14 protein-coding genes are annotated in these 14,641 nt (G+C 48.9%); 3 read left to right on the plus strand and 11 right to left on the minus strand.

All coding sequences use genetic code 11. From position 1 onward, the window contains the following. Positions 1 to 4: 4 nt before the first annotated feature. The 6 genes from rsmB to gmk are packed head-to-tail and all read right to left on the minus strand — an operon-like array spanning position 5 to position 7,115. Positions 5 to 1,336, minus strand: coding sequence for a 16S rRNA (cytosine(967)-C(5))-methyltransferase RsmB (gene rsmB / locus B3G15_RS09045; RefSeq protein WP_290720175.1), 1,332 nt, complete (start codon positions 1,334 to 1,336; stop codon positions 5 to 7). Continuing rightward, a complete protein-coding gene (gene fmt, locus B3G15_RS09050) occupies positions 1,333 to 2,715 on the minus strand; it encodes a methionyl-tRNA formyltransferase (protein ID WP_290720178.1) in 1,383 nt (460 codons plus the stop codon). The genes rsmB and fmt overlap by 4 nt, the downstream gene beginning before the upstream one ends. A gap of 9 nt (positions 2,716 to 2,724) precedes the next feature. Then, entirely contained in the window at positions 2,725 to 5,049 is a 2,325-nt protein-coding gene (gene priA / locus B3G15_RS09055; protein ID WP_290720180.1) for a primosomal protein N', read from the minus strand. Then, on the minus strand, positions 5,046 to 6,236 hold the full coding sequence (coaBC, locus tag B3G15_RS09060; RefSeq protein WP_290720183.1) for a bifunctional phosphopantothenoylcysteine decarboxylase/phosphopantothenate--cysteine ligase CoaBC: 1,191 nt from the start codon (positions 6,234 to 6,236) through the stop codon (positions 5,046 to 5,048). Before coaBC ends, priA begins: the two co-directional genes overlap by 4 nt. A gap of 56 nt (positions 6,237 to 6,292) precedes the next feature. Continuing rightward, positions 6,293 to 6,496, minus strand: a complete 204-nt coding sequence (gene rpoZ, locus B3G15_RS09065) for a DNA-directed RNA polymerase subunit omega (protein ID WP_023468770.1) — start codon at positions 6,494 to 6,496, stop codon at positions 6,293 to 6,295. A 1-nt stretch (position 6,497) separates the two neighbouring features. Beyond that, the gene (gene gmk / locus B3G15_RS09070; RefSeq protein WP_197484513.1) at positions 6,498 to 7,115 is read right to left on the minus strand and encodes a guanylate kinase; all 618 of its coding nucleotides are present in this window, start codon (positions 7,113 to 7,115) and stop codon (positions 6,498 to 6,500) included. Between the two features lie 168 nt (positions 7,116 to 7,283). Between gmk and B3G15_RS09075 the strand changes: the two genes are divergently transcribed. Beyond that, positions 7,284 to 8,975: an Rqc2 family fibronectin-binding protein gene (locus B3G15_RS09075; RefSeq protein ID WP_290720187.1), complete on the plus strand. Its 1,692-nt coding sequence runs from the start codon at positions 7,284 to 7,286 to the stop codon at positions 8,973 to 8,975. 63 nt (positions 8,976 to 9,038) lie between these two features. On the opposite strand, the gene B3G15_RS09080 is transcribed toward B3G15_RS09075, so the two are convergent. The 4 genes from B3G15_RS09080 to B3G15_RS09095 all read right to left on the minus strand — a co-directional run bounded on the left by B3G15_RS09080 (position 9,039) and on the right by B3G15_RS09095 (position 12,078). Continuing rightward, positions 9,039 to 9,950 (minus strand): FUSC family protein, encoded by a 912-nt coding sequence (locus B3G15_RS09080; RefSeq protein WP_050677514.1) that lies wholly within the window; start codon positions 9,948 to 9,950, stop codon positions 9,039 to 9,041. After that, complete coding sequence (locus B3G15_RS09085) at positions 9,947 to 10,849, minus strand: DUF4097 family beta strand repeat-containing protein (protein WP_290720192.1); 903 nt, start codon at positions 10,847 to 10,849, stop codon at positions 9,947 to 9,949. The genes B3G15_RS09080 and B3G15_RS09085 overlap by 4 nt, the downstream gene beginning before the upstream one ends. Positions 10,850 to 11,054: 205 nt before the next feature. After that, positions 11,055 to 11,744, minus strand: a complete 690-nt coding sequence (locus B3G15_RS09090; RefSeq protein ID WP_214859748.1) for a metal-dependent hydrolase — start codon at positions 11,742 to 11,744, stop codon at positions 11,055 to 11,057. A gap of 19 nt (positions 11,745 to 11,763) precedes the next feature. Then, positions 11,764 to 12,078 carry a winged helix-turn-helix transcriptional regulator gene (locus tag B3G15_RS09095; protein ID WP_023468777.1) on the minus strand — a complete coding sequence of 105 codons (315 nt, stop codon included), beginning with the start codon at positions 12,076 to 12,078 and terminating at the stop codon, positions 11,764 to 11,766. Between the two features lie 104 nt (positions 12,079 to 12,182). Between B3G15_RS09095 and B3G15_RS09100 the strand changes: the two genes are divergently transcribed. Together B3G15_RS09100 and B3G15_RS09105 are read left to right on the plus strand one after the other, a co-directional pair. Next, positions 12,183 to 12,674 (plus strand): lactoylglutathione lyase family protein, encoded by a 492-nt coding sequence (locus B3G15_RS09100; RefSeq protein WP_023468778.1) that lies wholly within the window; start codon positions 12,183 to 12,185, stop codon positions 12,672 to 12,674. A 2-nt stretch (positions 12,675 to 12,676) separates the two neighbouring features. Beyond that, positions 12,677 to 13,648 carry a zinc-binding dehydrogenase gene (locus tag B3G15_RS09105; protein WP_290720199.1) on the plus strand — a complete coding sequence of 324 codons (972 nt, stop codon included), beginning with the start codon at positions 12,677 to 12,679 and terminating at the stop codon, positions 13,646 to 13,648. 103 nt (positions 13,649 to 13,751) lie between these two features. On the opposite strand, the gene B3G15_RS09110 is transcribed toward B3G15_RS09105, so the two are convergent. Further along, positions 13,752 to 14,561: a GNAT family N-acetyltransferase gene (locus B3G15_RS09110; RefSeq protein ID WP_290720201.1), complete on the minus strand. Its 810-nt coding sequence runs from the start codon at positions 14,559 to 14,561 to the stop codon at positions 13,752 to 13,754. Between the last annotated feature and the right edge of the window lie 80 nt (positions 14,562 to 14,641).

Genomic DNA, 14,641 nt, shown 5'->3' on the forward strand with positions numbered 1-14,641 from the left:
CGTGTCAATCTTCTCGTTTTTTAAACGCGGCAATATAGAAGCCGTCCGTTCCGACTGTCGTCGGTAACAACTTGAGTTCTGCTCGATCCCCGATCAGATGTCGCACGGATTCCGGCATCCGTGCCGCGAAGGATGTATCAAATTCAAATCCTTGATCGAGAATGAACGCTGTCTGATCCTCGTTCTCGATCGGATCAATCGTACAAGTCGAATAGACGAAGGTTCCACCCTTTTTAACGAGTGGTAAGACAGATGTCAGAATATCTCGTTGAATTTTCGGGAGTTGCTCGAGTTGTTCCGGGCGTTTCGTCCATTTGATATCTGGTTTTCTTCGAATGACACCGAGTCCTGAACAAGGTGCGTCGACAAGAATCCGATCAAACGATTCTACTTCAAAGCGGTCTCCTGCTTTACGAGCATCTAACGCTTCTGCTTGAACAGTCGTAAGACCTAATCGTGTCGCTTGCTGTTCAATCAATTTAATCTTATGTGGATGAAGATCAAGTGCCTGTAGTGTTCCCGTCGTCAAACCTTCAGCAATATGCATCGCTTTCCCACCAGGTGCGGCACAGCTGTCAAGTACATGATCAGATGTTTCTACACCGAGTGCACGGGCGACGAGCATTGAGCTCTCATCCTGCAGAGAAAGATACCCTCGGTCAATCAGATCCGTTTTTTGAATGCTTCCTCGTTCGATTTCGAGACCGTCTGGCGCGACCGTAGATGGTTTTGCCGTCACACCTTGGTCGAGTAGAAGCTCGATCGCTTCCTCTCGCGTCGTCTTCGTCCGATTGATGCGAACCGTGACCGGTGCAGGTGTGTTATTCAATTGACAGATTTGAAGCGTTTCTTCTGGACCAAACAGTTCAATCCAACGTTCGACGAGCCACTGCGGGTGACTCGTTTCGATGCTGATTCGTTTTGCAACAGGCTCGATTTCAGCGAAATGAGGCATTCCCGCCCGTAATACATTCCGGAGCACTCCGTTGACGACTTTCGAGACGTGGACTTTTCCACGTTTTTTAGCAATCTCGACAGCTTCATGGATGACGGCATGATCCGGTACACGATCAAGATAAAACAATTGATACACACTCATCCGTAACAACGGACGCATGAACGGATCAAGTTTTTTCTGTTTCGCTAGATACGGCTCCAAAATATAATCCAGTGTCAATTCACGACTGAGCGTCCCGTAGACGAGTTCCGTGAACAAGCCGACATCTGTTGCTGAGATAGCACGCTTTTCAAGCATCTGGTGGACGGTGATTGTCGAGAAGGCACCACCTTGACCAATTTTCATCAGTGTCGTTACTGCTGCGTCACGTACATTCATGCATTCTCACCTACTTGTTGTCCGAGTTCAAGCGATTGACCGATCCCGCGCATGAACGTAGCACCGTCCATCCGTTTTTTTCCGGACGGCTGTAAGTCGATCAGCTTCAACGCTGTCTCCGAACCTGTCGCGATGACGGGACCATCCGCTTCTAAAGCGATGATTTCGCCTGGTCGTCCCGTTCCTTTGACTTTCGTCGCGAAAAAGACTTTCAATCGGTCATCACCAAGCATCGTATACGTACTTGGGAAAGGATTCATTCCTCGGATTTGATCATAGAGTGTCTCACCCGGTAACGTAAAATCAAGTCGTTCCCGCTCGCGTGAGATGTTCGGCGCAAACGTCGCTTCTGCCTCGACTTGTGCTTCCGGTGTCAATTCACCTGCGAACAGACGCGGTAAGGTCTCAAGCAATAGTCGCGCTCCTGCGTCCGCTAACTTTTCAAACATCGTTCCGACTGTATCGTTCTCTTCGATCGGAACAATGATTTTTGACAACATATCACCGGCATCCAGTCGATCGACCATATACATGATCGTCACGCCTGTCTCTTTTTCTCCATCGATGATTGCTTGATGAATCGGTGCACCGCCACGATATTTCGGTAGGAGTGACGCATGGACGTTGATCGCCCCAAAACGTGGTGCTTCCAAAATCGCTGTCGGTACAATCTGACCGTAAGCTGCCGTGATAATGAGATCTGGTTTTAAATCAAGGACGTCCTGATAGTCTTCACGAATCCGTTTCGGTTGCAACACAGGAATATCGTGGTCCATCGCGACGAGTTTCACAGGTGTCGGTTTGACTTCCCGTTTTCGTCCGACCGGCTTATCTGGTTGCGATACGACACCGACGACGTCATACCCAGCATCGATCACTTCACGCAGTGTCCCTGCCGCAAACTCAGGTGTCCCCATGAAAACGACGCGCGGTTTTTCTTGCTCGACAAGTTTATCCGTGAACAGGACACCGTCTAAATGATCCATCTCGTGCTGGATGGCACGTGCAAAAAAGCCGTTTGCCTTGATTTTGACCGTCCGTCCGAGACGATCTTGCGACTTGACGACGATGCGGTCGAACCGTTCGACCGGTCCGAAAATGCCTGGCATGCTGAGGCATCCTTCGTCATCGATTTGTGAACCATCGGCTTCGATGATTTCCGGATTGATCAGCTCGATCGGTCCTGTCTCATCATCCGTATGGACGACAGCTACACGGATCGGTTGATTGATTTGCGGTGCCGCTAAGCCGACACCATCATATTCGTACATCGTATCGAACATCCGGTCGATCATCTTACCGAGTTTTTTATCGAACTTCGTGACAGGTTCACATACCTGTCGTAATACATCATTTGGTACTTCTACTACTTTATACATACAGACACCTCACATGAATACAAATGGATTCAAGTCGATCGCGACTTGTGTTTTTGATTTTTGACGACGGGCTAAGATATCACGGAGATGTGTCCGGACATCTTCCTGCCCTTTATGTTTAATTAAGACCTGTTGTCGGTACATATTCTTCAGTCGAGCAAGTGGCGCATCGAACGGTCCATTGACGACTAAGTCCTCCGATTCGAAAGCCCGCAGCTCGGAAGCAATCTGTTGCGCTTCTGCTTGTGCTTCGAGTGGATGTGTCGCCGAGACCGTGACCAAGCCAAGGAACCAGAATGGAGGGTGTCCCCCGAGTTTGCGCAACTGCATCTCCCGCTTATAGAACGTTTCGTAATCATGCTGTTTCGCCGTCTGAATGACGTAGTGCTCAGGATTATAGGTCTGGATGATCGACTGTCCGGCGAGTTGCCCCCGCCCGGCACGACCCGACACTTGCGTGATCAACTGGAACGTTCGCTCACTTGCCCGAAAATCCGGAATGCCGAGCGTCGCATCAGCAGCGAGCACCCCTACGAGCGTGACATTTGGAAAGTCGAGACCTTTTGCGATCATCTGTGTCCCGAGAAGAATGTTCCCTTCCTTACGCTCGAAGGCATCGAGTAACTTCTCGTGTGCGCCTTTACGAGACGTCGTATCTTGATCCATCCGAATAATCCGTGCTTCCGGAATCAAATGCGCCAACTCTTCCTCGATCTTTTGCGTCCCCGTTCCGAACTGACGAATCTTCGTCGATTCACAGGACGGACAAGTTTTCGGCATCGCCGCCTCGAATCCACAATAGTGGCACTTCAAGCGATCTTCATGTTGATGATACGTTAAATTGACGGCACAATGCGGACATTGAAGCGTCTCCCCGCAATCCCGACATAAGACGAATGTCGTGTACCCACGACGGTTCAAAAGTAATACCGTCTGTTCCCCACGCTCGATTCGTTCTTTGATACCTTCGACGAGCGCGAGGCTGAACGGAGTCCGATTGCCCCGTTCAAGTTCTTTACGCATATCAACGATGTCGACCGGAGGCAGTTCCCCACCGAATCGTTCGCGAAGCGGTAAGTAACGATAGACCCCTTTTTGTGCCCGCGCATACGTCTCAAGTAATGGCGTTGCACTTCCGAGCACGACGGGACAACGATGATAGGCCGCTCGCCATTTTGCAACATCACGCGTATGATAGCGCGGATTCTCTTCTTGTTTATAGGTTGTTTCATGTTCTTCATCGAGAATGATGATTCCGATATTCGTCAGCGGCGCAAACACGGCGGACCGTGCACCGACGACGACATCGACCTCGCCTTGAGCGATTTTGCGCCACTCATCATACTTTTCTCCGAGCGATAGACCGCTATGCAGGACAGCGACCCGTTCTCCGAAACGACGTTTGAACCGTTTGACCATCATCGGTGTCAGACTGATTTCAGGGACGAGCAAGATCGCTTGTCTACCGCGTTCGAGTTGTGCATGAATCGATTCAAGATAGACTTCCGTCTTACCGCTTCCTGTTACGCCATGTAACAAAAACGTTCCGGTCTCAGCTTCAGCCGTAATCGCCGAGACAGCTTCCTGTTGCTTTTCCGTCAAAGAGGACGGCACAAAGATGTCTTGGACGAGATGTTCGTAAGGATTTCGCCGTACATCAATCGTCTCGACTTCAATGATGCTTTTTTTCTCGAGGGCGTTCAACGTCGCGCTCGTTGCGCCCGTCGCCTGCTTGATTTCACTCCAAAGCGCATTCGAAAATTCTTGGATATACGCATACAGTGCCGCTTGTTGACTCGCTTGTTTCGTAAAAGTTGCCTGTTCCTCTAGTAGACGAATCCGTTTATCCGTCTTTGACGTCTTTTTCTCGCGAATGACCGGTTGAAGCGTCACGTCAGCTTGTTTCGCCGCTGTTAAGATGATTTGTTGGACTTCCGTTGGTAATTGACTCATTTTCTTGCCATGATATGCCCGAAGTGGGCCCGACTCGACTATGACCAGTTTATCATAACTCACCTTTAAGGCAGCCGGCAGCATCGCAAGCAACGCCGTCGCCTGAAAACACAAGGTCGTTTCTGATAGATAAGCCGACAGCTCGAGTAATTCTTGCGTATAGGTCGGCGTCTCATCTAAGACACGAACAATCGATTTGACGTTCGTCAAATCAGAGGTTGCTTTCGTTCCGACGACGATCCCAAGCAACGCACGTGGACCGAACGGAACCTCTACGCGCATTCCGGGAACAATCAGCTCCTGCCAGAGTTCCGGCACGGCATAATCAAACGGACGATCGACGGTGGCCGCTGCGACATCGACGATGACTTCAGCTATCATGCCAATGCCTCCGCAAATTGGCGCATGAGCGCTTTAGCGAGCGTCGATTTCAATTGTTGATCGTATCGCGTGACGGAATCATTCTTCCCAAAAACGACGACCTCATTTTCGTCGCTGACAAATCCGATGTCAGAACGAGAGACATCATTCGCGACAATGAAATCCGCTTTCTTTCGGACGAGTTTCTGTTTCGCGAACGTCTCGACGTCCGTCGTCTCCGCTGCAAATCCAACTAATACCTGATGTTCTTTCTGCTCACCGAGCGTCTTCAGAATATCCGTCGTCTCCTCGAGTTCAATCCGCAATGGTCCGTGAATTTTCTTCTGCTTCTGATCGTACTGGACAGACGGTCGATAGTCAGCTACGGCAGCGGACATGATGACGATGTCTTGCGTCTCATAGTCACGTAACATGGCTTTGAGCATCTCTTCTCCCGACTCGACGGCAATCGTTTCGATGCCAGCCGGTAGTCCGATCCGAAGGGGCCCGTGTACGAGCGTGACATCTGCTCCTGCGTCTCTTGCTGCTTCCGCAAGTGCAATGCCTGTCTTTCCTGAAGAGTCATTCGTCAAGTAACGGACCGGATCAATCCGTTCAACGGTCGGACCTGCACTGATCAAGACTTTTCGCCCGGCTAGATACTTATCTTCAAAGAAGGTTGAGAGTGTTGCGACTAAGTCTTCCGGTTCGGGTAAACGACCTTTCCCGACCCAACCACATGCGAGATTTCCGACTCCCGGTGCAATCACCTGGACACCGTCCTGCTTGAGTTGTTCGATATTGCGGACTGTCGCCGGATGTTCGAGCATGTTGACATTCATCGCCGGTGCGACGATGACGGGACACGTTGCTGCAAGGATCGTCGTCGTAATGAAGTCATCTGCGATCCCGTGCGCGAGTTTTGCAATCAAGTTCGCGGTCGCTGGTGCGACGACGATTAAGTCCGCTTCGTCCGCTAAATCGATATGGGCGATTTTTGACGGATCATGCTCGATGAAGACATTGTCATAGACCGCTTTTCGCGTCAGTGCTTCAAACGTCGTCTTACCGACGAATTGTTGCGCATTACGCGTCATCGCGACTTGAACGTGTGCGCCTGCTTGAACGAGTTTGGAAGCGAGTGCTGCTGATTTATAGGAAGCGATTCCACCGCCGACACACAGTAGAATGTTTCGGTTGGTTAACATGTAGGTGTCCTCCTTATTGAAAAAAACAGCCACGATGACAAGTGGCTGCTTCAAAATTAGTCTTGCGGTTGGTTCGTGACGGATACTTCTTCGAAATAAAGCTCTTCTAAAGCTTTCCCGACCGGTTTATGCGATTTTGGGTTCGTGACTCTCACGCGTTTCCCGTCTTGGATTTGACGCGCACGCTTAGCGGCAACTGTAACGATCGTATATTTCGATGGCACTTTCTTTTGAAGCTTATCAACTGATGGATATAACATATCACTTAACCTCCATGGCTTTTTTATATAGGGACGCGACACGTTCCCGACTGCAATGTTCCGCTGTGACGATTGCTTGAATTCGATCACAGGCTTTATGAATTTCGTCGTTCGTCACGACATAGTCATACGCATCCATCATCTCAATCTCTTCTTTAGCGACGAGAAGACGTTGCTTGATGACTTCCTCTGATTCCGTTCCACGCCCTACGAGGCGGTTCCGTAATTCTTGGAGGCTTGGAGGTGCAAGGAATAAGAAGACAGCTTCTGGAAAATGTTCTTTGACCTGCATGGCCCCTTGAACTTCGATTTCGAGAATGACGTCTTTTCCTTCATCTAGGATCTGGTTCACCCATTCGACAGGTGTTCCATAATAATTCCCTACGAATTCAGCATATTCCAAGAGTTGATTGTTCGCAATCATCTCTTCGAATTCTTCACGCGATTTAAAGAAATAGTGAACACCATCTATTTCTCCTTCGCGCGGTTGGCGCGTCGTACAGGATACCGAGTAATGCAGATCATTATCCTGATCTTCGCGCAAAGCACGACAGACCGTTCCCTTTCCGACACCACTTGGACCAGATAATACGAGTAATAAGCCACGCTCTTTGAAAATCACTTCAAAACCCCTCCATCTCACAAACTTCACATTGTTTCATATTAGCAGTAGAGACGGGAAGTTCGCAAGTCATCTTTTTTAGCTCGACTGCTTTATCATACCATAACGATGCCATTTCTGTTACCTTTAGAAAGTGAGAACGAAATCAAGAAAGAAGGTAATCGTATGGCTTTTGACGGATTGATGACGACACGCGTCGTCGAAGAACTCCAACCGCTCGTCGGAGGACGGATCAATAAGGTATACCAACCGTATACATTGGATTTAGTATTCCAGGTCCGGGCTGAGCGAAAAAACGTATTGTTTCTCGCCTCTGCGAATGCCATGTATGCACGGATGCACATTACGTCGGAAGCGGTCAGCAACCCGAGTGAACCCCCACTCTTCTGTATGATGCTCCGCAAACATGTCGAAGGTGGGTTCATCGAATCAATCGAACAACTCGAACGTGACCGAATCATCGTCTTACGCGTCCGGTCCCGGAACGAACTCGGTGATGAGGAAGCGAAAAAAATCTATGTCGAGTTGATGGGACGTCACTCGAACATCATTTTGACCGATGGACAAGATAAGATCCTCGATGCGATCAAACACTTGCCACTCAGTCAAAATACCTTCCGGACGATCATGCCAGGGATGACATACCAGCTTCCGCCGGCACAGGATAAAGTGGATCCGCTTACGGGAGATATCGAAAAGACCCTTCACCGAATCGACTGGAACGCTGGGAAACTCGATCGACAGTTACTTGGTCTCTTCAGTGGTCTATCTCCGCAAATTGCAAAGGAAGTCGTCACACGGGCAGGTCTCGCCAACCGGACGAATCTTGCATCTGCCTTTCAAGATGTCCTGAAGGAACTCGATGGTCCTTATGTCTTACAACGGATGGAAGGTGGTAAGGAACGCTTCGCGCCGGTCCGGCTAACGGAAGGATCCATCATCGACGAGAAGACGTTCGAGACGAGTGGTCAAGTCCTCGACGCCTTCTTCCATCAAAAAGCAAACCGCGATCGCGTCAAACAACAAGCAGCCGATCTCGAACGGTTCATCAAGAGCGAGTACGATAAGAATATCTTAAAGCGCTCAAAACTCGAAACAGATTTAGAAGCGACGTTACGGATGGATGAGTGGAAACATAAAGGGGAACTGCTGACGACCTATCTTTATCAGCTCGAACGCGGGATGAAGGAAGCGACCGTCGTCGATTACTATGACCCAGATGGTGCTGAAATCACGATCACGCTTGATCCTCGTTTCTCGCCGAATGAGAACGCACAACGTTATTACAAACGGTATAACAAATTAAAAACCGCCAAAGTCGAAGTCGCGCGTCAGCTCGAGAAGAACCAAGCTGAGATTGCGTACTTCGAAGGCTTACTTGCGCAACTCGATGTCGCATCCCCGGAAGACATCCGGGAAATGCGCGAGGAACTCGTCGAAGAAGGTTATCTGCGCGAACGACAAAAGAAGAAAAAGAAACCGCAGCTCCCACAACTCGAAGAATACCGTTCTTCGACTGGTCTTCCATTCTTCGTCGGAAAGAACAATAAACAAAATGATTACGCGACGTTCAAGTTCGGACGCAGGTCCGATACGTGGTTACACACGAAGGATATCCCGGGATCGCACGTCATCATTCAAAGTGATGCACCGGACGAGACGACGTTGAAGGAAGCAGCGATCGTCGCGGCTTATTTCTCGAAGGCACGTGAGTCGAGCCAAGTCCCGGTCGACTTCACGGAACTACGTTATGTCAAAAAACCGAGTGGTGCAAAGCCCGGATTCGTCATCTACACGGATCAAACGACTCTTTACGTCACACCTGATCCAGATGTCGTCCAATCCTTACGTCAATGACGCTACACAAAAAAGCGCTGTTTTTCCTAAGTGTTACTTAGGAAAAACAGCGCTTTTTCATCTTCACTTCATTTTTTCTAACTGTTCCCGGTAATCGAGCAAATGCCCATGAATGATATCCTTCGCCTCGCTTAATTCTTGATCGAATGAGAACATCGCCTGTTTTCGTTCGTGGGAGAAGATGACATCGTAATGATGGCTGAGTAAGAAATCAATTTCCTGACCGAGTGTCTTTTCCTGTTCTTCTGTCATCGGGATATCCCGATGACTGGCAATGCTTTCAAGCAAGACGAGCAACTTGTCTTCAAGATCGACAAGCTCCTTCAGTCGAATGAACGCTTCACTTTGACCGCTCGCCACTAGTGGATATTTTTGATCCTCTTGAAGCATCAACATCATTTCCTCATGTTTGAGGATTTGTTTACGGACGGCAAGCAAGCGTCCATCATCTTGCACAAGGCTTCGCCAATCTTCCATCAACTGTTGCGTCGTTTTTTTGACGAGCAAGAGTAAGCGGTCTTCATAATGTGGTGGGAAGACGATGTAATTGACGAGGACGGCAGATAACACACCGACGACGGTCAGCAACGATCGTGATAAGGCATAGTGGACATAGTCGGCGGTCGGGCTCTCGAACATCAAGACGATCGCAAAGGCAGCGAACGTCGACATATCCGTTCGTCCAATCATCGAATTGAGGACGAGCGAGACGACGACGGCAAGTCCGATCGTCAGTGGATTGGCACCAAGCGTCGCAACGATCGCGAGTCCACACATCAGTCCGAGTACCGTTCCGAAAATCCGATTGAAGACGATTTTAAATGAACGATGGATCGTCGGTTGCATCGCAACGATGGCTGCGACAGCCCCCATTCCTGAATAAATATCAAATACATACCAAGAGATACTGAGTGCAAGAGCTACCGCGATGCCGGTCTTGATCGTCCGAAGTCCAATCCGAAACTTTAATTTCACTCGAGCGTCACCTGCCCGACTTCACTATTGACTGTCACTTCCGGTTTTTCTTGTTTCGACAGTTCATAAATCGTCTCATCCTTATTCTTTTGTTTCGTATATCGGTCAGAGGCTTTAATATCGCCTCCCGTATCAATCGTGATCGTACCGGCTGCTTTATTTGGTTTTAGCTTCGTCGCGCCGTCAATCGTCGTGACTTCAAGACTCAACTTCGCCATATAGTCTGCCAGCGAGACACTCTCGCCTGTCACCTGCGCATGGACGGCATCCATTTCCTTGACGGAAATCGCACGTGTAGCATTCAGTGTAATCTCATCACCTTTTACTTTATCGAGACTCATCGCTTCTCCGTCCATCTCGATCGTTTTTGCGTAGATGCCCATTCCTTTAAGTGTTCCAGCATCGACATCGACACGGTTCATATAACTTGGTAGTCCCACTTGAATCGTATAGTCTGCTGTTTTTTCGCTCGGACGATTGCCAAGTCGTGACAGCCAACCATCTCGTCCTGTCACCGTCACCGTATTCGTCGATGTACTGATTTTCAGTCGTTTGCCACTCGACGCACTATCGACGAGCTTGATTTGGACGTTTCCATCTGTGCTTCGAACGAATTGTACCGTTGCGTGCGGCGCCTCGATGGCGAGAGATTTATAGCGATTCGTCGTTTTGAATGTTTCGCCTCGTGATAACAATTCCGTTGAGACGAGCAATGTGATCGAATAGATGACGACAAGTCCGAGAATGACACCACCGTATAAATAAAGCGGTCGCTTCACTGGTCCTTTTTCTCCAATCCGGTTCAATCGTGCATCCATCTTTTGTTTTTGTTTATTTTTTAAGCGTGTGAACGACGATTGTTTTCGTTTCCGCACACTCCTACTGTTATGCTCTTCCATGTCAGCCCCTCCATCTCATGTCTACCATTATTCCGAATATCTGAATCGGCTGTCAACAGCCCCCTTCTTATCATAGAAGAAGTTCACCGTTTCGCCATCGGGCGGAAGAAGGAAGCGTCATCGGATGAACCACTGACATTCCAGAAGAATAATCGACAAAAAGGAGAGGAACATTGACGTTTCCTCTCCTTTGCTTAAGAACGGATTATAATTCGAGTGACTCGCCGATCGCAAGTGGATGACCAGTTTGACCTTGCGCTTCAATCTTTTCACAGAATGCGTTCGCATCTTGTTTGATTAAATCAAATGTATCGTAGTGGATTGGTACGACGACTTTCGCTTGCAACATATCTGCAGCGATCAACGCATCATCCGGACCCATCGTGAAGTTATCACCAATCGGTAAGAAGGCTAAATCGATTTCGTGATGGGCGCCATAAAGGGCCAAATCCCCGAACAGTGCCGTATCACCTGCATGATAGATTTCTTTGCCTTCGATCGTCAGCAGGAATCCAGCCGGCATCCCCATATACGTAATCGTCTGTTTTTCCTCATCGATGATGCTCGACGAGTGGAATGCCTGTGTCATCTTCACTTTACCAAACGGGAATTCAAACTGTCCGCCGAGATTCATCGGATGAACGTTGAGCCCTTTGAAACTCAGATACGTCGCCAGTTCATGAGTAGCAATGATTGTCGCCCCCGTGGCTTTTGCGATACGTTCCGCATCAAGCATATGATCGGCATGGGCATGGGTTAACAAAATAAAATCTGCCTTGACGTCATCTGGATTCGTCGTCGCTTTTTCGTTACCGCTAAAGAATGGATCGATGACGAGATGATGCCCGTTCGTCTCGATTGTTACTGTCGATTGTCCGTGATAAGTCAATTTCATGAGTGTCACTGCCTCTCGTTTAGGATTCGGATAATTGATTCCCTTCCCCCCACGCGCATAAACCTTTCATGGCCGGTTGCAGTGTAAATGCCGCCTCTGTCAATTTGTATTCGACGTGTAAGACGGCTTCATCATACTCAATCCGCTCGATCATTCCGAGTCGTTCAAGTTCTTTTAACTGATCGGTCAAGACTTTCCGAGAAATCCCGGGAATGGCACGTTGTAACTCTAAAAAACGTTTCGGACCGTTCTCTAACGTGCAATATAATTGTGGACGCCATTTTCCGCCGATGATAGCGAGCGCCCGATTGACCGGAAATTGTTCTGTCGACATGTTGTTCTCTCCTCCAGAGTAGTTACTTCAAAGTGCGTACTATGCAATCGAGTGTAGCGTAAGATAGAGTATGCGTAAATCATTTTGCAAAAGGAGTGTTAAGCATGACGTATCCACGTAATTTTTCACACATCGGTCTTTCCGTGCCGAATCTCGACGAAGCCGTCCGTTTTTATCAAGAGGTGATGGGCTGGTATATCATCATGGAACCATCTGATGTCCTCGAAGATGATTCTGCCATCGGTGTCATGTGTACGGATGTCTTTGGTGCAGGGTGGAACAAGTTCCGGATTGCTCACATGGCGACAGGTGACCGCATCGGAATCGAGTTGTTCGAGTTCCCGAACAATGAACAACCCGAAAACAACTTCGAATTCTGGAAAACGGGCATCTTCCATTATGCGATTCAAGATCCAGACGTCGAAGGACTCGTCGAAAAAATCGTTGCCCATGGTGGCAAACAACGGATGCCAATCCGCGAATACTATCCGGGAGACAAGCCGTATCGAATGGTCTACTGTGAGGATCCATTCGGTAACCTCGTTGAAATCTACTCTCACTCGTATGAACTCACATATTCGGAAGGAGCGTATTAAACATGAAAGCATGGTTAAATCACTCAGGTACAGCCATTGATCAATGGACATTCGAAGAGGTCGAGACGCCGACGCCAGGAGAAGGTCAAGCCTTGATTCGCGTCAAGACCGTCGCGCTGAATCCCGTCGACTATAAGGCGACCAACAATCCAGCTTGGACGTTTCCGCATATTCCAGGCGTCGATCTAGCTGGTGTCGTCGAACAAATCGGTCCCGGCGCAGAAGTAAAAATCGGCGATCGTGTAGCGATTCATACGAACCTGCAACGCGATGGCGCTTTTGCTGAATATGCACTCGTCGATACACGTGCCCTCGCCCTGATTCCGGAAGACGTCTCATTCGCTGAAGCCGCTGCGATTCTTTGCGCAGGAATGACTGCCTATGAAGCCATCGTTCAGAAGATGAACACGACAGGGAAAGAAACGATCCTTATCCATGCTGGTGCAGGTGGTGTCGGTGGCATCGGCATTCAACTCGCAAAACGCCTTGGTCTTAAGGTCGCGACGACTGCTTCGACAGAAAACCATGAGTGGGTCAAGCGACTCGGTGCCGATCTTGCCATCGACTACAAAAAAGAAAATGTCACGGATGTCATTCGCGATTGGACGAACGGTCGCGGTGCTGACTTGATTTTCAATACGGTCGGTCGAGATGAAGCAACAGCGGATCTCGGACGTCTTGCCTTCTCGGGGCAACTCTCCTTCATCGCCGGTGGTCCCGATCAGTCGGTCGTCAAGCCGTTCACGCTCTCCCCTTCGATTCATGAAGTGGCACTCGCGGCTGCTTATGCCAGCGAAGATGACCGTGCGATCCGAAACCTCGGTCATATGGCAAGCGAGTTATTAAAACTCGTCGCAGCGAAAGAACTCGATCCACTCGTCACAGAAGAGATTCCAGCAGCTGACATCGTCAAAGGATTGCAACGTTTATCTGAACGCCACGTCCGTGGTAAAATCATCGCTACATTCAATTGATTTCTCAGTTTGACATGAAACAGCCGATCGTCCTTAGATAACAGGATGATCGGCTGTTGTTGTGCATATCAATGTCTAGACATCGAAACAAGAAACTCGATACTTACCGGTAGCGGTCTTGTTTCTTGATATGTAAGGATCGTCCGACTAACTCGAAACCGACATGCTGATAGATCTTATTCGCTGTTTGATTCGACCAATCAGTGTAGAGCGTCACGACCGGATAAGACTGTAGTAGATGTTCAGATAGTTTGGCGACAAGATAAGAGGCATACCCATTTCCACGCAGTTCTTTCGGCGTATAGACGTAAGAAATCGTAATCCCCGTTTGCGTCGGACGCGTCGCTGCTGCCATCGCGACAAGCGTATCTCCACGAAACAGTCCGAACAAGCTTCCTTGGTGGATGTGTCGCGTCATCGACTGATGGAGTTGCGTAAGCTGTCGCTCAGAAGGTCGCGTTTCAACTTCATATAAAAATCCGGACGCAAATGCTAAGGCTTGTTGTCTTTCATCGTCCGAAATCGGTCGGAAGACGACATTTTTCGGAACCTGCGGCATCTCGACCTTCGTCAATGCATACATCCCCTGTTCCATATGTACCATATACATGGAATGTGGGAGTAACAGCGGCGCTAAGATAGCCTGTTCTCCGACGAATCCTGGACTATCCAAAATTCTGGCAAGCTTTCGGATTCCTTCTTGCGAGAACACATCCCCTGCGACGATGGCTTGCTCCGGTATCGTTTGCAATATGACGAGACGATGATCGCCTTCTTGTGCCGTTGCCATCAAGAGCGGTTCATCCCCACGTTCTAATATGCCAAGAATCAACTGATGGGTATCCGGACGTTCAAGCAAAAACGGGAGGACGACCTTTTTGAACTGTTCATAATCACGATAATGCGTCACCATAGTCGACGACCTCCTTTATTTTTCTAGTGTACCAAAACATTCACTAGAAATCGTAGGGCGTCCGACGGAATCTATCGATT

Origin of the sequence: Exiguobacterium sp. UBA1053, from assembly GCF_002316465.1 — a bacterium.
GTDB classification, from domain to species: Bacteria; Bacillota; Bacilli; order Exiguobacteriales; family Exiguobacteriaceae; genus Exiguobacterium_A; species Exiguobacterium_A abrahamii.